At 62.6% G+C, this 17,156-nt stretch carries 17 protein-coding genes and 1 tRNA gene; 8 read left to right on the forward strand and 10 right to left on the reverse strand.

The features are described 5' to 3' along the window. Window positions 1–167 precede the first annotated feature (167 nt). Window positions 168–779 (reverse strand): translation initiation factor IF-2 subunit beta, encoded by a 612-nt coding sequence (locus EYW42_RS02545; protein ID WP_135533685.1) that lies wholly within the window; start codon window positions 777–779, stop codon window positions 168–170. 278 nt (window positions 780–1,057) lie between these two features. Between EYW42_RS02545 and EYW42_RS19675 the strand changes: the two genes are divergently transcribed. The 3 genes from EYW42_RS19675 (at window position 1,058) to EYW42_RS02560 (ending at window position 4,102) form a co-directional block, all read left to right on the forward strand. After that, window positions 1,058–1,219, forward strand: coding sequence for a DUF7563 family protein (locus tag EYW42_RS19675; RefSeq protein WP_202613786.1), 162 nt, complete (start codon window positions 1,058–1,060; stop codon window positions 1,217–1,219). 901 nt (window positions 1,220–2,120) lie between these two features. Next, window positions 2,121–3,512: an arylsulfotransferase family protein gene (locus EYW42_RS02555; protein WP_135533687.1), complete on the forward strand. Its 1,392-nt coding sequence runs from the start codon at window positions 2,121–2,123 to the stop codon at window positions 3,510–3,512. 146 nt (window positions 3,513–3,658) lie between these two features. Next, the gene (locus EYW42_RS02560; protein WP_135533688.1) at window positions 3,659–4,102 is read left to right on the forward strand and encodes a hypothetical protein; all 444 of its coding nucleotides are present in this window, start codon (window positions 3,659–3,661) and stop codon (window positions 4,100–4,102) included. A 504-nt stretch (window positions 4,103–4,606) separates the two neighbouring features. Here the strand turns inward: EYW42_RS02560 and EYW42_RS02565 are convergent. Together EYW42_RS02565 and EYW42_RS02570 are read right to left on the reverse strand one after the other, a co-directional pair. Beyond that, window positions 4,607–6,031 (reverse strand): hypothetical protein, encoded by a 1,425-nt coding sequence (locus tag EYW42_RS02565; RefSeq protein ID WP_135533689.1) that lies wholly within the window; start codon window positions 6,029–6,031, stop codon window positions 4,607–4,609. Window positions 6,032–6,397: 366 nt separating this feature from the next. Further along, window positions 6,398–6,471, reverse strand: a tRNA-Tyr gene (locus EYW42_RS02570). A 131-nt stretch (window positions 6,472–6,602) separates the two neighbouring features. On the opposite strand from EYW42_RS02570, the gene EYW42_RS02575 reads away from it, so the two are divergent. From EYW42_RS02575 to ftsZ, 3 genes are all read left to right on the forward strand, one after another. Continuing rightward, window positions 6,603–7,157 (forward strand): double zinc ribbon domain-containing protein, encoded by a 555-nt coding sequence (locus EYW42_RS02575; protein WP_135533690.1) that lies wholly within the window; start codon window positions 6,603–6,605, stop codon window positions 7,155–7,157. A gap of 222 nt (window positions 7,158–7,379) precedes the next feature. Next, the gene (locus tag EYW42_RS02580; protein ID WP_135533691.1) at window positions 7,380–7,559 is read left to right on the forward strand and encodes a ribbon-helix-helix domain-containing protein; all 180 of its coding nucleotides are present in this window, start codon (window positions 7,380–7,382) and stop codon (window positions 7,557–7,559) included. A gap of 2 nt (window positions 7,560–7,561) precedes the next feature. Continuing rightward, the gene (gene ftsZ, locus EYW42_RS02585) at window positions 7,562–8,752 is read left to right on the forward strand and encodes a cell division protein FtsZ (protein ID WP_135533692.1); all 1,191 of its coding nucleotides are present in this window, start codon (window positions 7,562–7,564) and stop codon (window positions 8,750–8,752) included. A gap of 197 nt (window positions 8,753–8,949) precedes the next feature. Here ftsZ and ncsA read toward each other — a convergent pair whose 3' ends face one another. Further along, window positions 8,950–9,927, reverse strand: a complete 978-nt coding sequence (gene ncsA / locus EYW42_RS02590; protein ID WP_135533693.1) for a tRNA 2-thiolation protein NcsA — start codon at window positions 9,925–9,927, stop codon at window positions 8,950–8,952. A gap of 101 nt (window positions 9,928–10,028) precedes the next feature. After that, a complete protein-coding gene (locus EYW42_RS02595; RefSeq protein ID WP_135533694.1) occupies window positions 10,029–10,727 on the reverse strand; it encodes an alpha/beta fold hydrolase in 699 nt (232 codons plus the stop codon). Between the two features lie 136 nt (window positions 10,728–10,863). Here EYW42_RS02595 and EYW42_RS02600 point away from each other — a divergent pair, with 136 nt between their 5' ends. Beyond that, on the forward strand, window positions 10,864–11,517 hold the full coding sequence (locus EYW42_RS02600; RefSeq protein WP_135533695.1) for a DUF7095 family protein: 654 nt from the start codon (window positions 10,864–10,866) through the stop codon (window positions 11,515–11,517). On the opposite strand, the gene EYW42_RS02605 is transcribed toward EYW42_RS02600, so the two are convergent. After that, window positions 11,514–12,683, reverse strand: a complete 1,170-nt coding sequence (locus tag EYW42_RS02605) for a MinD/ParA family ATP-binding protein (RefSeq protein ID WP_161972901.1) — start codon at window positions 12,681–12,683, stop codon at window positions 11,514–11,516. The two genes, EYW42_RS02600 and EYW42_RS02605, sit on opposite strands and share 4 nt — an antisense overlap. A 116-nt stretch (window positions 12,684–12,799) precedes the next feature. Further along, entirely contained in the window at window positions 12,800–13,795 is a 996-nt protein-coding gene (locus EYW42_RS02610) for a glycosyltransferase family 4 protein (RefSeq protein ID WP_135533697.1), read from the reverse strand. A 155-nt stretch (window positions 13,796–13,950) separates the two neighbouring features. Between EYW42_RS02610 and EYW42_RS02615 the strand changes: the two genes are divergently transcribed. Continuing rightward, window positions 13,951–14,442 carry a GNAT family N-acetyltransferase gene (locus tag EYW42_RS02615; protein ID WP_135533698.1) on the forward strand — a complete coding sequence of 164 codons (492 nt, stop codon included), beginning with the start codon at window positions 13,951–13,953 and terminating at the stop codon, window positions 14,440–14,442. Between the two features lie 77 nt (window positions 14,443–14,519). Here EYW42_RS02615 and EYW42_RS02620 read toward each other — a convergent pair whose 3' ends face one another. The 3 genes from EYW42_RS02620 to EYW42_RS02630 all read right to left on the reverse strand — a co-directional run bounded on the left by EYW42_RS02620 (window position 14,520) and on the right by EYW42_RS02630 (window position 17,123). Then, on the reverse strand, window positions 14,520–15,269 hold the full coding sequence (locus EYW42_RS02620; protein WP_202613808.1) for a class I SAM-dependent methyltransferase: 750 nt from the start codon (window positions 15,267–15,269) through the stop codon (window positions 14,520–14,522). A 53-nt stretch (window positions 15,270–15,322) separates the two neighbouring features. Then, window positions 15,323–16,150, reverse strand: a complete 828-nt coding sequence (locus EYW42_RS02625) for a deoxyribonuclease IV (protein WP_135533700.1) — start codon at window positions 16,148–16,150, stop codon at window positions 15,323–15,325. Between the two features lie 139 nt (window positions 16,151–16,289). After that, the gene (locus tag EYW42_RS02630) at window positions 16,290–17,123 is read right to left on the reverse strand and encodes a lipoate--protein ligase family protein (protein WP_135533701.1); all 834 of its coding nucleotides are present in this window, start codon (window positions 17,121–17,123) and stop codon (window positions 16,290–16,292) included. Window positions 17,124–17,156: the final 33 nt, after the last annotated feature.

The following is a 17,156-nucleotide window of genomic DNA, read 5'->3' on the forward strand; positions in this document are numbered from 1 at the left end:
CCGTGACCAAGAGCACAAGAACTCACCGTTTACAGGAATCAGAACCCGGTGCACGGGCGTCCTCTTTCGGCGCCTCGCTCTCCCGACGGTACGGACATCGCTATCGAGCGGAAAATACACGAGAGAGCGCACGGCAGGGGCCTCTGAAGTCGAAAAGCGAACCGGCGTCAGTTCGCGAGGCGGGCGAACGCGAGATTGCCGCTGATGTTTTTGATGTAGATGTTCACGACCTGGCCCTCCTGCGTGCCCGGGACGAAGATTGTGTACTTGCCCTTCTCGGCGACGCCGTCGCCCTTGCGACCGGTGCCGGTGATCTTGACCTCGTAGGTTTGACCCTCCTCGACCGCATCGCGGTTCTGCGTAGTCTCGGTGTTCGACCGCTTCGTGACCGGTCGGAACGCACCGCAGGCTTCACAGCGGAGCATCTGGGTTCGGTCCTCCATCGTCAGTTTGGTGTCGGGGAGTCCACACTGCGAACAGGTGACGAACTCGTCGATGTAACTGTCGATCGCGGCGTCGAAGTCGCTGCCGGTAAACGATCCGTTGTACCGCGCGCGGCCGTCGTCGAACTGACCGGCCGTACCGAGTTCGCGCTGGATGACGCTGTGTAGATGTTCCGGGTCGCGCGAGAGCGCGTCTGCGACAGCGCCGAGGTTCGTGAGTCGCGTGAACGCGCCGTCTTTCTGGGCCTCTGCGTCGGGCACCGACAGTCGTTCGTCGGAGCCGGTGTAATCAGGGACCGCGTCGAGGGCGCGGTCGAGGCTAGCTTCGTAGTCCATATCACACCAAGAGGCCCGGCAGGTAAAGGGGTTCGCTTTGCGCTATCGGCGACCGCAGTCCACATTTAGGACAGCCCGACAGTAGTATTATTCTACATATTAACAGTAAGGAATAATATATAGTGTGATATAGAGTATATGTGGATCAGTATCGCCAGAACCAATTCTACTACTGTCACTTTCGGCAACAGATCAGGTCGTAAGGCACAGTTTAATCGGCAGTATCCAGTGTATAACTATGCCCATACTGTGAGTTGTCGCTGGCAGGGTGAATTAGAATGCCCAAATGTAACAACTGTGGTTCGTTCGTAACACCGGATTTCGTTAGAGTGTTCGGCGGAAACGAAGACGAGGTGTACGGTTGTCTCGACTGCGTCGGCGCGACCGCAGTCAAAAACGGCGCGGGACGAGAACAGATCGAAGCGCGAACCGGACTGTAACCGCAGCGGATTTCACCACACTGTTTGTCCTGATTGTCTCCAGTAGTGTCGCTACTGGGTATCCGCTCACAGGCGATAGCTGACAGCATCCAAATACGTCCGGTAGGTGAGAGAACAGTACGAGATCCGGAAGTCGGACTGGTATCCGAATGCGAATTCACACAGTTCCTATCAGGCCGTCCTGCCCTTGTGAGATGGCCGTCCGTCGACTCTATCAGTGGTTCGCCTCGGACGGAGTTCCGATCCGAAGAACCGATCTGTCCGCAACAAAGTTCCTGCTTACCACCGTTTCGCGGCCGATCCAGTTCCCGATACGAGTGGACACGACTTCCGCGAACGCGAAACCGTCCGAGTAAACGAACGCTACGACGGCCCGGCGCACCGATCTCGCGGGTAGCCGCTCGGACTCGTGACGCTAAACCGTGGGCGTCGACACGTGTCGCTGTACGACCGTAGCCACTGGATAGTCCCGTCCGCCAGAATGAACGTCAATCGACCCCAGTAATGGACACCCTTAGCCGATTGAACGAAAATGCCCTCTTATATCAGACGGGATCGTGTGAGAACACTTACGGGAGGACTGGCGAATGAGCGTATTCGAGAACTTGCGGCAGGTGTTCCGGAGTGAAACCCCGGATCACACGTACGAATGCAAAGGCTGTGGGAAGCCGTTCGAGTTACAGCATCAAGTCTGTCCCTCCTGCGGTGGGTTCCGGGTCGAACGAGTCGACTGGAGCGACATTACGAACTGATTATAACGAGGTCGAAGCGTTTCGCAAGTCTCCGAAATACTGCGACATCTACGACCGCTCCGGATATCGACTGCTATCACGGATCGGAAACGCACACGAGACTCACCCGAAGTGGACAGTTCTTTTAGAGTCCCGTTTGAGGGGTAGGTATGGACGGTGAAACCGCTGACTCCTCCCCGTTCGACCGGATCCGTTCGAGGGTCACGCGTCGACGGCTTCGCATCGCGTTTCTCGTCATCGTTATCCTCTGCGGAGCATACCTGGCGTACGGTGCCGTGACGGGGGTCACGACCGCAACCGAAGACGGCGTCCCCGAGGCCCCGCCGACGGAGAACCACACTGTCGTCACTGAATCAGCCAAATTCGGCACGATAATCGCCTACGCGCCGAACGGGAGCGTCGCGTACTACAACAACACGCACACGAAGTATTTCGACGTCGATCCCGTGGAAGGGGAGTCGATGACCGTGGAGTACGTTGCGACCGACACCATTCACACCGCAGGACCGCGGTGTCAGGACCCGCCGTGTGCCAGAAACGTCATCGAGCGGGCGAATCTCACGACGGGCGAGGTCACTGAACTGTACGTCCGCTACGTTCCGGAAGAGAACGCCGCCGAGTGGCACGACGCCGACCGAGTCAACGAGTCCCACGTCGTGCTCGCGGACATGGTCGACGACGAGGTGTACATGGTCGACACCGAAACGGAGATGATAGAGTGGACCTGGGAAGCCCAAAGCGAGTTCCCCGTCGAAGAGGGCGGTCCGTACCCCGGGGACTGGGCGCATCTCAACGACGTGGAAGTCCTGAACGACGGCCGCGTCATGGCCAGTCTGCGAAACCAGGACCAGGTCGTCTTCATCGACCCCGAGACCGGCATGCAGAAGAACTGGACGCTCGGCGAGGAGGGTAACCACGACATCCAGTACGAACAGCACAACCCCGACTACATCCCCGAAGAGCGCGGCGGCCCCGCCGTCATCGTCGCGGACTCCGAGAACGCACGCGTCCAGGAGTTCCAGCGCGAGGACGGTTCCTGGAACCGTACCTGGGTGTGGTCCGACGAGCGCATGCAGTGGCCCCGCGACGCCGACCGCCTGCCGAACGGCAACACGCTCATCACCGACACGAACGGCAAGCGCGTGATCGAAGTGAACGAGTCCGGCGACATCGTCTGGCAGGTCGAACTCTCGCACCCGTACGACGCCGAACGCCTCGGGACCGGCGACGAGAGCGCAGGAGGACAGAGCGCGACGGCCCTCGGTCTCGACTCCCGGACCGCCGGCGATGACGGGGGCGGAGGCGGGTTCAGTCTCGGCATCTTCGAAACCGTCTCCGACGTCGTCCGCGGACTCTTGCCCTCTCGGGTCGTCAACGCCATCATCTACGTCGGTCCGACGTGGATGGGCAGACCGGAGTTCGGCGCGGCTGCCGTCGCCGTCCTCACCGGTCTGACGTGGACCGGCCTCGAACTCCGCTGGTTCCTGCGGGCGCGAGGGATCACGTTCCAATCGCCGATCACTCGCGACGAGCGGAACTGAACCGCGTCACAGGACCGAGTTCGGCGTTTACCACTCTCCGCCGCCGGACGCTACGAAGCGGGTCACCAGCGTTCTGGTGACAGATCCTCAAGCGCAGATCGAGTACGAGGGCAACAGTTTTCGTCGTCGAACGCTTCGTATCGAACGTGTTTCCCGAACGGAGAGTCCCGTTCGTCCGCGACGCCGTGGTCGCAACTGCGGTCGTCACCGGGTCGTACGCTCTCGCGTCCAACGTCGAATTCGCGCCCCTTCAGATACCGGGCTATCTCGTCATCGTGGGATTCGGCGTACTGGAGGCGGCCTTCGGCTTCGCCGGTGACTACTCCGAGGTGCTGTTCGCCGCGTATCTCATCGGCCTGGGGCTGGCCGGTGCCGTCGCTGCTGCCGCCGTCCGCTCGCGGGCGGACGAAACCGGCGCCCCCGGCTGGCAGACCGGACTGGCCGGCGCTCTCGCCGTCCTCGGGTCGCTCTCGCTCCTGTTCGCGCTGGCCGTTCTCGTCGGGACCTCGCAATGGGAACCAGTTCTCATCACGGGCGCGTTCGGTCTGGGCACGCTGGCGCTTGCAGGCTGGCTAGCCGGAGCGCGGTAGTGGAGCGAGGCCGTCTGGCCAGTAATCGGTAACTATCGGCGGTCCGCACTCGCCGTTCGTCGGTCCTCGTCGACGAGCAGTACATCGATCCCTCGTATACGATTGGGAGACGCGGCTTCAAAGTCGGCGTCTTACAGAACGGAGTTCGGTTGCTGTTACGGATCTGTCCTCAACGATCTTACGCTGGAGTTCCTCCGCGCAGAAGAACGGCGACGCCCTCCCACATCACCAATGAGGCTTCACTGTGCGCCTCGCAGAGACGGGTGACAGAACGCTGTATCCCGCTCTCTCGGGCCGGTCTCATCGCTCCCGTCTCCCAAGACTGGCGTCACTACGAGATCACCGGGAAGGGCGAAGAATACCTCGACGGGGAGCCACGTCTCGCGGTGCTTGCTTCAGATCGGCTCGGGAGAGAGTTTTGACTGCTCACGATGTTCGCAGGAAAAGTCCGCCCTCCCCGAACTGTTTTCTCCGTCTGTCGCCGTCGGTCGTTGATCCGTTTGCTCATAGGTCATCTCGTTCTATCGGTTCGACTATTTCCGTTTCATGGTAGTCGTGGGCCTGACCGTCGATCAATACCCCGACTCGTGCCCGAAGTCGTTTCTCCGGAGGGTAGAGGGTAGTTGTTACCGTTTTGCTTTCCCGAGGGGCAATATTCACTGAGGAAGATCGACCGCTCGTCACTATATTTCCGTTCGGCAACTCCAGTTCTACCTGTGACTCCACGTTTCGAGCAGGTGCTTTCCCTGCGTTCAATATCTGTATCTCGGCCTTTGCCTTCCCGATCTCAGGCGTCATCGACCAACTGAAGACGAGAGACGGATAGGCGTCAACGGACTCGATTTGGGCTCGGTCGTCTTCGATATCTGGGGGGAGTTCCCCGACATTCCAACCGGGGGCGGTAGTCTCAACGTAGTAGTACTGTCGTCCGTCGTGATCGTAATAGGAACCCTCGATCGATTCGTCTCCGGCAACCCCAAGCGCCATGTGGTTCTCGTTACGAAGGACGAGAAGGACGGTCGCATATCCCATTTGATCTAACAGAGAGGAAAGGAGAATGCAGGTGTCTTCGCAGTCACCTCCTTTATCATAAAGCGTTTCGACTGGATACTTCGGATACTCGTCGTATCCAGTCGAAACCTTGTCCTTGGTATATTCTAAGTCTTGTACGAACGCTATCGCGTGGTCTACTACCTCCCGGTCTGAGAGGTTGTTCTGCTCGCCATACTCTTCGAATTCGCTAGCCAGACTCTTGATGTACCTGTCATCAAACCGGTCGGAGACATAGCTTCCATAGTTGGGATTGCGCTCCCGATCCTTGTAGTACTGATACAGGACATCTGGAACTTGGAGCGTGAAGTTCGTTCTAATCCCGTGCGCAGTCTGGGTGAACTCTCGTTGTGTCTGAGAACTCTGTTTGAGGTCCGGTGAGACTGAGCCATTGAGTTTTATGACGTGTGTCGCCACTGGAGGCGTCTGATCCGAACTGACTCGATATAGATCGACGCTCATGTTCGGCCCCTCCCGCGGAACGAGAGCTTCGACCATCGTCTCCATACTGATGAATCCGTATGCCGTCTCACGCCCCGCGATCTTCGTTGAATGAGTTCGCCCATCTGAACGGGAGAACTCGGCAACCACGTCTTCACTATTCTGGGTTTCGAAGCGTAACTTTTCGGCGTCCTTGAGATCGACATCCACCGAAAGACTGTACTGCTCTCCCTCTACCCATTGTTCCTGCCAACTGATCTCCGGAGGTGTCGTCTCTTCAGGAGAGGCTATCTTGGTCGTGTCCGTTTCGGGTTCTGTATTCTCGTTCTGAATCTGTGAACAGCCAGCAACACCTGTTAGTAAACCGCCGGCTGCAAGCATGTATCTCCGTTTGGTGAGACCGCTGTATGAGGATGAGGAGGGACCGTTATCTGACATCTCATAGTAGATGTTATCCGAGATGAATAAGATTAGTGGTAGTTACTTGGAAATAGAGTAGATGCTATTTATAATATTACACAACTCACAACCAAAAGACATTCTGCTTAGGTTTCGTCCGGGCCTTCGAGTACGGGTCACAGTCTCACGCGCCGCTTGAAGTACTCTCAGAGCAAATACGACCGAAACTAGGGGAGAATCCACTGCCATCTATCGACTGTGATGCGGCGGGGTACAGGAGTTCGCTCTCCGGTTTGAACTGAGGAAGGTATTCCTGCTCGCTACGCTGTCGGGCTGTGACTTCCAGACTCGAATCGGCTCAGTTCAATTTTCGGACCTCATCGCGCCCGCTTCGGACACAGAAAATCCGCCCTCCCCGATTTGAACGGGGGACAAGTCGATCTACAGTCGACTGCTCTACCAGTCTGAGCTAAGGGCGGGCAGGCGATTACACGTAGTCCCTCTGTTGGACTTAAGGGTTATTATTCGGTTCGCACGTCGACAGACGAGCGTCAGACATCGCGGGAAGATTGAAATAGGTGGCGCTACATCTGTCTGACGAGAGACGCGCATGAGCAAGATCACGTTCCGCGCCGACGACACTCTCGTCGACGAGTTAGAGCGGTTCGACGCCTCCAAGAGCGAGGTGTTGCGCCGCGCCCTCCGAGAGTATCTCGAGGGCCGGGACGGCGCGAGCGCGGAGCGGAGCGACCGCGGCGCGGAGGGCGGGAGCATCGACGACATCGTCGCGGAACGGGTCGATACGCTCGTCGAGCGGCGACTGGCGGAGCGGACAGCGAACGGCGGCGGACAGGACATCAACGTAAACATCTCACTCGACGGGGACCGCGCGGCGAGCGAACAGTCCCAGGCGGGCGCTCGTAAGACGGCCGCGCCTGACGAACGCGACGCGTCCGACGCTCGCGACCCGGCCCCCGACGGAAGTAATACGTGCGGCCAGTGCGGCGAGAACGTCAGTTCGGACCACGTGTACTGCCCGAACTGCGGGGAAAAAGCGACCCACAGAGTGTTCTGTGACTGCGGCGACGAGCTCAGAACGGACTGGGCCTTCTGTCCCAGTTGCGGTCGTCGGACGCCGGCCGCCGACGTGCTCGATTCCGCCTGACCGGCAGTATCGGCGCTCTACGCCGCTGTTTTCTCCGGTTGTCATACGATCAGCGATACTTTTATTACATATCGGCTGGTGTGTTGATTCGCGTAAGACGGTCGTCTTACACGGCGAGAACATACGGCAGTATCGTACTCCCATCGTGGAGTTATGACGTGTAAGACACCACGCGTGTGAGGGGAATCGCACGTATCCGTCTTACCAAAGGGGAATCTAACAATGGAGCGTGTGACACTGCGAATTCCGAAACAGCAGATCGACGAGGTCGAACAGTTAGTCGAGACGGGGGAGTTTCCGAACCGGAGCGAGGCGATCCGGTCGGCCGTCCGCGAAATGATCAACGAGCAGGGCGAGAAGACCCAGGATAGCTCGAGCAAACACAACTGGGCGAAGGTGTAACTATGCAGGACATCGTTCAGGACGCGCTCGAGAACGCCGAAGCCGAGAAGCGTGACATGGATGTCGACACCGACGGGGACGAGTTCGGCGACCCGCGGATCGTCATCGTCGGAGCGGGCGGGGCGGGCAACAACACCGTCAATCGCCTGTACAACATCGGCGTCGACGGAGCGGAGACCGTCGCGATAAACACCGACAAACAGCACCTGAAGATGATCGAGGCCGACACGAAGATCCTCGTGGGCAAGTCGCTCACGAACGGTCTCGGCGCGGGTGGCGACCCCTCGATGGGCGAACGAGCCACCGAGATGGCTCAGGGGACCATCAAGGAAGTGCTCGGCGACGCCGACCTGGTGTTCGTCACCGCCGGGATGGGTGGCGGCACCGGTACCGGCGCTGCGCCCGTCGTCTCGAAGATAGCGAGCGAGCAGGGTGCCATCGTCGTCGGCATGGTGTCGACGCCGTTTAACGTCGAACGCGCGCGGACGGTCAAGGCCGAGGAAGGCCTCGAAAAACTCCGCGAGGAGGCCGACTCGATCATCGTCCTCGACAACAACCGCCTGCTCGACTACGTTCCGAACCTCCCGATCGGCAAGGCCTTCTCGGTGATGGACCAGATCATCGCCGAGACGGTGAAAGGTATCAGCGAGACCATCACTCAACCGTCGCTCATCAACCTGGACTACGCGGACATGACGACGATCATGAACCAGGGCGGCGTCGCGGTGATGCTCGTCGGGGAGACTCAGGACAAGAACAAGACCCAGGAGGTCGTCAACGACGCGATGAGTCACCCCCTGCTCGACGTGGATTACCGCGGCGCGAGCGGCGGACTCGTCCACATCACCGGCGGCCCCGACCTCACGCTGAAGGAGGCCGAGGGTATCGCCAACAACATCACCGAACGCCTGGAAGCGAGCGCGAACGTTATCTGGGGCGCTCGTATTCAGGAGAACTACAAGGGCAAGGTGCGCGTCATGGCGATCATGACGGGCGTCCAGAGCGCGCAGGTGCTCGGCCCGACCACGCAGAAGCAGGCCAACAAGTCCCGACAGAGCCTTGACGGCGTCGACGAATCCGACTTCGACGCGAGTCAGAACCTCGGGAACGACGCCGTTCACGGCAACGGCGCACAGAGCGACGGCGGCCGGGAAACGGTCGAACAGAACAACGGCCTCGACGTCATCCGATAACCCGTTTTTTCGACGGAGACTCGTGGGGCTTCGGCCCCTTTATTTCGCACCCCACGAGCGACGCTATCGGTGGGCTTCGGACGCATACTCGGGGGCGGGTGCCGCCGCTGGAGTCGCCTATCGGCTCGTTTTCGGCGGACTGGGCGGCTGTCTCGCCGGAAAGACGGCGGAACGAGAACGTCGGGTGACAGTCCGTCTTACACGGCATGAACCGATTCCACGAGAGCACACTTTCGACATTTCTCTCTCGTCGTCGCCGCGCCACACTCCGCGCACTCTCCCAGGTCGCGTTCGCTCGCGTCGCCGTACTTGCTGGCGGCCATGGCCGCGATCTCCTCGTACCCCGCCATGATCGAGTGGCGAGCCCCGGGGTGGTTCTCTTCGAGGTCGAGTAGCAACTCCTGAATCTCGCCGCGGTAGGCCTCGCTGGCGTGGGGACACTCCGTGATGTGGGCGGGGAGGTCACGCAAGTGTGCGTACAGGGCGACCTCCTTCTCGGGGATGTCCCGAAGCGGTTTGGCGCGGGGGACGAAATCGGCCTGCTCGCCGCGAGTGTCGGGGCCGTCACCGAACGGGCCGAGGCTGGCATCGAAATGCTTCGCCATCTGGGGGATATCGCCTTCAAAGAAGTTCATCAGTGCCGTCTGGGCCTCGTCGTCCAGGTTGTGGCCCGTCAGGAGTTTCGTCGCGCCGTACTCCTCGGCGTACTTCGAGAGGAGGTCGCGGCGGAACACGCCGCAGTACGCGCAGGCGGCCATGTTTTCGGGGTCCGTCTCGACGACCTCGTCCATCTTCACGTCGAATTCCTCTTCGTAGGTCACTATCTCGTGGCGGATACCGAGGTCCGCGGCGAGTTCCTCGCAGGCATCGACGGACTTGTCGCGGTAGCCCTCGATCCCTTCGTGGATGGTCAAGGCGATCATCTCGACGCGGGGGTCCTCGGCGAACGTCTGGTCGAGGATCTGCGCGAGGACGACGCTGTCCTTGCCGCCCGAGAGACCGATCACCCACGTCTCGGGGTCGTCCGGCGTGGCCGACCGCGGGAGGAGGTTGTCCTCGCGGATCCGGCTCCGAGCCCTGCTCTCGACCGACTCGCAGAAGTGGTGCTCGCAGAGGTGCGACCCGGAGTAGGCCGCGTGCATCACCGCCTCGCGGTCGCACTTGGTGCAGTCCATTACCGACACGTACCTTCGCGCCGCCCATCACGGTTTCGCCTCGGCGCGTTCGCGGGTGGCTGTCGTCGACGCTGGTCCGCCCGCCACTGCGGCATCACCGGTCACGCCGAGAGCGCGGCCGAACCGTCCTCCAGAGCGGCCAGGAGCGTGTCGAGGTGGCGGTCGCGCACCGACGAGGAAAACAGTTCGTGACCGCCGTCGTAAAGGACGATACGCTCCGGCGGAACCCGGTCTCCGATGGCGCGCGTGCTGACGATCCGGTCCCGAAGGGTGCAGAAGACGACAGCGTCGTCGTCGATGGGCGGAAGGGTCCGCTGTGCCTCGCGGCACTCCCGTATCCACGACGGCGCGGCGGCGTTCGCCCCGGTCGCTATCTGTCGGTCGGTCGCCAGGTCACCGATGTTCTCCGCGTCAGTGTTCGCCGGCAGGAATTCGACGCTGGTCGGGAGTTTCGCGAACAACGGGCCGAGAACGTCGAGCACACCCTCGGGGAACCCCCAGAACGGACTGAGATAGACCCGCCGGTCAGCGCCGTCGAGATGGGCCGCGATCAGGCCGCCGGTGCTGTGCGAGAGCAGGCGGTATCCGTCCAGTTCCGCGACGAACTCGGCGACGGGTTCGAGGTACTCGCTCCGGAAGTCGGAGATAGCCGTCGGGATCCGAAACGCGTGGACGCGGTATCCCGCGCCCGTGAGTTCGTCTATCAGCCAGCGGACGTTCTCGTGGTACAGTTTGTTCCCCCAGCCGAGAACGAACACCAGGTCCTCGTCTCCGCCGTCGTCGAACGTGCGCTGTTCCATACGGTCGGGTTCTCCGTAATACGACAAAAGCGATGCGGGAGACCTACTCCGCCGTCCAGAAGCCGGTGACTGCGCGCACGGCTACTGCGGGACCAGCACGAAGACGTTTTGCGCGTCCGGCGACTACCGGGAAACGATGAGCGGACTGGACCGCGACGACGCCATCGACCGCGTCGAAGCCATCGTCGACGCCGTAGAGAGCGAACGGATGCCCGTCCCCGTCCGCGAGGTGTGGGTGTACGGGGACGTTGCTCTCGGTCTCGACCCGGTCGAACGCCTCGACGTCTACCTGACGAAAGACATCCTGCTGGACGGCGAGAGCGACCGCGAGGGGGAGTTCGTCGACAGCCACGGAATACAGGGGGTCGGCAAGTCCGTCCGAGCGGACTGGGCCGAGGACCACCCCGACCTGCTCCGGGCGAACCCGAACGGTCACGCCGCGCCGGAGAAATGTCTCGCTGCACACCTGATAGACGAGGACGAACCGATCCACCTCGAAGTGTGTAACGCCAGTTTCGAGGACAACGTCACGCAGCGCTTGCGCGGGGCGGTAGACCGCGAAGCCTACGAGGAGATACTCGACCCGCGCGGGGCCTGCCTCTGGGTCGATGGGACTCGGAGCGAGGACGCACTCTCGAAACTCCGCAACAGCGAACTGCCGTTCCCGACGCTGTCGGAATCGCTCGAAATGCTCGGGCTCGAACCCGACCAGGCCGACACCGCCGCAAAGGAGATTCACGCCTGGCGCGAACAGCAGGAGGGCGCGACCGTTCGCGGCGACGTAGTTTAGCTGAAGAACTTGTCGAGCAGGCCTTCCTCGCCGACCTCCTCGCTGCGTTCAGTCTCGCGTTGCTCACGGGCGTTTTGCATCCGGTCTTTGAACGCCGCGGCGACCGGATCTTCCTCGTCGTCGCCTGCTGTCTGTCCGGTCTGATCGGCGGAAACTCCGGCGACGGAGTTGCCCTTTCCGCCGCCGGACCTACCGGATTCGGCGTCGGCCGCCTCGCCGCTGGCTCCGGCCGACCCGTCCGAATCGACCCAGTCGAACGCCGGATTCGAACCGCCGTTCTCGCCGTCCGCGGCCGTCTCCGTCCCGCCTGCAGCGGCCGCCGTCGGCTGATCGGCTTCCTGCGTCGTCTCGGACGCTCGTTCGCTCCCCGCCTCCGCCGCACTCGTCGCTCCCGGAGAGTGATACGTGCCCTCGTCGAGACCGTTTGACAGCGATGACGGGACGATCGGGTCCGCGGACAGGTCGTCCGCGGCGATGCGCGCCGCCAGCTCCCAGTACGTCTCCGCGGTCGGGCTGTCCGGGTCGTGTTCGATCACCGGAACCCCGGCCGCCGAACTCGCAACGACGCTCTCGTCGTGCGGTAGTGCGGCGAGTACGGGGGTCGAAACGTGGCGTTCTATCGCCGACAGGTCCGGCGTCACGCCGGCATCGATTCGGGTCACGATCACGCCTTCGACCGGCGTCCCTAGATACTCCACGGCCTGTCGCCCCTCAGCGGTGGCCGTTAGCGATTCCTCGTCGAGCGTCGACGCGAACACGGCTCTGTCGGCGAGTGACGCCCACAGCATCGCCTCCAACCGGTCGCTGACGCCGACGTCGAGCAACACCACGTCGTAGCGCTGGCGGGCCACGTCGACGATATCCGCGGCGATCCCCAGGTTCGCGTTCCGCTGCCAGTCGCAGTCGGACGCACTGGGAACGACGGCGAAGTCCCTCGACCGCTTGTACGTCGCGTCGAGCAGGGTCGCCTGCCCCGCCAGGACCGACTCGATCGTCGGTCCGTCGACCGCTACGTCGATGCTCTCTGTCAGTTCCGCCCCGCCCAGGTCGGCGTCGACGATGCCGACCCGAAGCGGTCCCTCCGCGAGCGACGCCCCCAGCGCCGCCGTGGTAGTTGTTGCCCCCGCGCCGCTCGATCCCCCGAGTATCGCGTACACCCCTGTCATCTTGCGGGGATCTGTACCGATGCGTAATAAATAATCTCCGTGATACATTAACATTTATTTTCTGAGACTTTCCGCCCCGGTGACTGAACAGGTCACGGGAGAATGGCGTATCCGTCTCAGACAACGCTCCGATACAGCGACACGAGATCGTCGGCGACAGTGTCGAGTTCGAACGACTCGCTCGCGGCCTCCGCGTTCGCGCCGAGGCGCTCGCGCTGGTCAGAGTCTTGCACCTGCTTGATCGCGCCGGCGAAGTCGTCGTCCGCTTTCAGGCAGTTCGTTCCGTCCGTGAGCCACTCGAACGTCGGGATATCGCGGACGACCGGCGGTTTCCCACAGGCCATCGCCTCCAGCAGCGCCATCCCCTCGTTCTCGTTTTTCGTCGGGAAGAAGAACACGTCGCCGGCGGCGTACGCCCCGCGGATGTCCTCGACGTAGCCCGTAAACGTGCAGTTGTCCGGCGCGTTCTCGACGAGTTTCGTCGTCTCTCGCTTCCGGAGGAGGCGGTCGAGACCCCCGCCTCCGGTGGGGTTGAGGTAGCCGAACCAGACGAAGTCCGTGTCAGGCATCGCGCGAGCAGTCTCGACGAACGACCGGAGGCCTTTGCGCTCGATGACGTGGCCCACCATGAACGCGACCGTTCCGGAGAGGTCGTACCTGTCGCGGTACTTCTCGCGGAGGTCCGCGTATCCGGCCAGCATATCCGGGTCGAACCCGTTGCTGATGACGGTTTTCGGAGCGTCCGCGTACCCCTCCAACACCTGGCGGTTGTGCTCGGAGGGACAGACGAGGTGATCGGCCAGCGAGTACGCGTACTCCAGATAGGGGCGCATCGGACGCGCGAGCAGGTTCGAAAGGGCGAAGCTCTCCCGGAAGTCCTCCGCGGTCTGGTGTGCATGGACCAGTACGGGAACGCCGCTCAGGCGTGCTTTCCGGGCGTAATACACGGAGCGCGGCCCCATGTTGTTCAGGTGCAGGAGGTCGGCGTTCAGGTCGGGTTCGGTGGTGTACTCGATCCCCCGCCGGTCCAGTATCTTCCGCTGGTTCCGCACCGACTGGGCGTGTCCGCCCGTGATGTGGTCCTCCCACTCGAAGTAGTGGCTGACGCGCATTCCTTGTCCGCACTCTCAAACGCGGAGGGTTCAACCCTTCCGGTTCCGACGCGGGGTCCCGGCGGCGTTGCGCTCGCCGCCGAGCGACGCCGCGGTTCGACACATCGGACTGCCGAACGGCCGCGTATATCTCCGACGCGCCCGTACGACGCCGCATGAACGTCCGCGAAGCCACGCCCGCCGACGCTGCGGCGGTCAACGCAGTCCATCTCGACTCCGTCGACGGCCTCGGCCCCGCGGCCTACGACGAGAAACAGGTCGCGGCCTGGGGGACCAGCGCAGGGCCCGACGATTATCCGGTCGACGCCGGCGATACCCGCTTCGTAGTCGCGGAAGTAGACGGCGAAGTTCAGGGGTTCGGCGAACTCGCGTTCGATCCGGGCGAGTATCTCGAACCGCCCGCAGACGCCGAGGTAAAAGCGGTTTACGTCCACCCGTCCGTCGCCCGCCGAGGCGTCGGGTCGGCGCTACTCGCCGAACTGGAGGACGCGGCACGCGAAAACGACACCGAGACGCTCGGCCTCTACGCGTCGAAAAACGCCGTCTCCTTCTACGAGGCGTGTGGGTACGACCGCGTCGCCGAACGGGCCCACGAGTTCGGCGGCGAGGTTCCGGGAACCGTTGTGGAGATGCGGAAACGCCTGTAAACGGAGGCGAGGCGACTGGTAACTTCCAAACTTCACCGTCTAACCGTCCGGCGACCACCGACAGTTGTCCGGGTATCCTACACCCGTCCGACGGTCACGAAAAAGGGGACGACCTCCGCTCGCCGGTAGTTCTCATCTTGCATCTGCTCGATGACGTCCCGTCCCATCGCGCGCCACGCTGCGCGCAGGTCGTCGAACTCCTCGGCGGAGAGGTCGCCGTTGAGCATCGTCGTGCGGTCGTCCGTTAGCCCCTCGCCCGACGCCTTCCGCTTCGCTGCGGAGAGCGCAGACTCCGAATACGGCGGGGCGACCGTCCGCTCGTGGTCGTAGCGACGCGTCTCCACGCTATCGAGATCGGCTTCGTCGAACACCCGGCGGGTTCCGGTCCCGCCCAGCGAGACGTCCGTCGGCACGCCGTCGATGTACGCGCGGCGGGCGCGTCCCTCCAGTCGTGATTCGGCGGCGACGCTGGAGTCGACGGTAACGGCACCGTTGTCGGGTTCGACCGCGGCCACGCGGTCCCGCGAGACGCGCGCGAACTCCCGGACCGTCGCCGCGGGGTCGGGGAGGTTGATCAGCAGGGCCTGACAGACGACGAGGTCGAAAGAACCGTCAGGGAACGGGAGGCGGGTCGCGTCGCCAGCGACGACCGGGGCGTGGTCGGCCGCAACCGCGAGCAGGTCGGCGTCGGCGTCGACGCCGATCACCTCGCCCGGCGACTCCTCGGCGAGGACGCGAGTCAACTCACCCGTCCCGCAGCCGACGTCGAGGACGTGGTCCGCGTCCCCGAGTTCGAGCGGGTCGAGGGCCCTGCGGTCCTCCCACATCCCGCGACGCGTCTCGTCGAGGTAATCGGCTGTGAACTGGCGCACGGGGCGCGTTACTCCCGCAACTCCTTGACTCGCTCGATGTTCCAGGCGAATCCCTTCCCGTCCTCGTTCGGCGTCTCAAGCACCAGCGGCACGTCGCGCAGGTCTTCGTGGTTGACGAACGCGCGCATCCCGTCCTCGCCGATGAGGCCCTCGCCGATGTGGGCGTGTTCGTCCTTGTTCGTGCCGCACTCGTGCTTCGAGTCGTTGAGATGGACGCATTCGAGATGCTCCAGTCCGACCACGTCGTCGAACTCGGCGACCGTCTCCTCGACGCCTTCGGCGGACGAGAGGTCGTAGCCCGCGGCGAACATGTGGGCGGTGTCGAGACAGATGTCGAGGTCCTGCTCTGACCGGTCGAGGACCTCGGCGAGATGCTCAAAATCGCCGCCCAGCTTGGTGCCGCTGCCGGCGTCGCTCTCGACGAGGACGGTGACCCCATCGGGGATATCGAGTTCGTCCAGCGCGCTGGCGGCGTTGTCGAGGCCGCCCTCGACGCCCGCGCCGGTGTGTGCGCCGAGATGAACGTTGACGTACTCGATGCCGAGTTTGTCCGCCGCGTCGACCTCCTTCTGCATGGCGTCGATCGACTTCTCGCGGAGGTCGTCTTTCGGCGTACAGAGATTGACGAGATACGATGAGTGGATCACCCACGGCCCGTCGAGTTTCTCGCCGGTACCCTCGCGGAAGGCCGCCGCCTCGTCGTCCCCCACGTTGGGGTCCTGCCACACCTGTGGGGAGTGGGTGAATATCTGTCCGCAGTTCCCGCCGACGTCGCGTTGCCTGTCGACGGCGAGATGAACGCCGTCAGCGATAGACACGTGTGCTCCGACTCGCATGTGTTCGGAGAGTGACCGAACCGGCAAATGCACTTCGACTCCGACGGGCTAACAGTGACTCTAAGCAGTCGCACTGACTGCAGCCGTGCTGGCAGTGTTTCACCCGGTAGCAGCGGCGTCGAGGAATAGCGAACGACTCCTAGGTCGGATCGTCCCGGTGACGGTTCCAGTATTCGCTGTCGTACTTGCGATCCGCGCGCAGTTCGGCGTCGTCGAGTTCCTGGTCGGACCAGCCGCCTTCTTCGGCGTCCGCCCACTCGGCGAGACACGTTTCGAGCGTCTCGACTGCCGCCTCCCGAGTGACATCCGCGTGGTCTGTCACGCTCGTCACCCGACCAGTGAACTCCTCGGGCGACGTGTCCGGCTCCGAGAAGACGCCGAGATGGCGGGTTTCGGTGAGGTCGAAGTTGATCGAACCGTGCTGTATGACGGCGTCACGCTGGCGATACTGAGCGTTCCCGCTTATCTTCCGACCGCCACAGAGCAGGTCGTGAGCGGGGTGGACCGCCCGCAGGTAACAAGCCGGGTCGTGGATCGCCGGGAGGTCGTCCTCAGCGAACTCCGCGAAGACGCCCATCCGTTGGAACGCCTCGACGATAGGTTCACAGAGGAGTCCGTAACAGTCCATCAGGTCACCGGGAAGGTCGTCCGCTGGCGCGATTATCGAGTAAGAGATGTCGCCGAACGAATCGTGATAGATGCCGCCGCCGCCCGTCTGGCGCCGGACCACGTCTATCCCCTCTCGTTCGCAGTACTCCCAATCTACGGATTCGGGATCCTGTCGATATCCGAGCGAGAGGCAACTGGGATCCCACCGATACACCCGGACGGTCCTGATCCCCCCGGTGGACGCCGTTTCGGCGGCTATCTCGTCGAGAGCCATATTCATCGCGCCCGAACGGGACTCTTCGCTGACGAAACGCCAGTCCTTGTCTGCGAGCGAAGACCGGAGAGATCCTGAGTCGTCGGCCATGCCGTGGCGTACGTCGGGTTCCGACAAAAAGCC

Source organism: Halostella pelagica, assembly GCF_004762015.1.
Lineage (GTDB): Archaea > Halobacteriota > Halobacteria > Halobacteriales > Natronoarchaeaceae > Halostella > Halostella pelagica.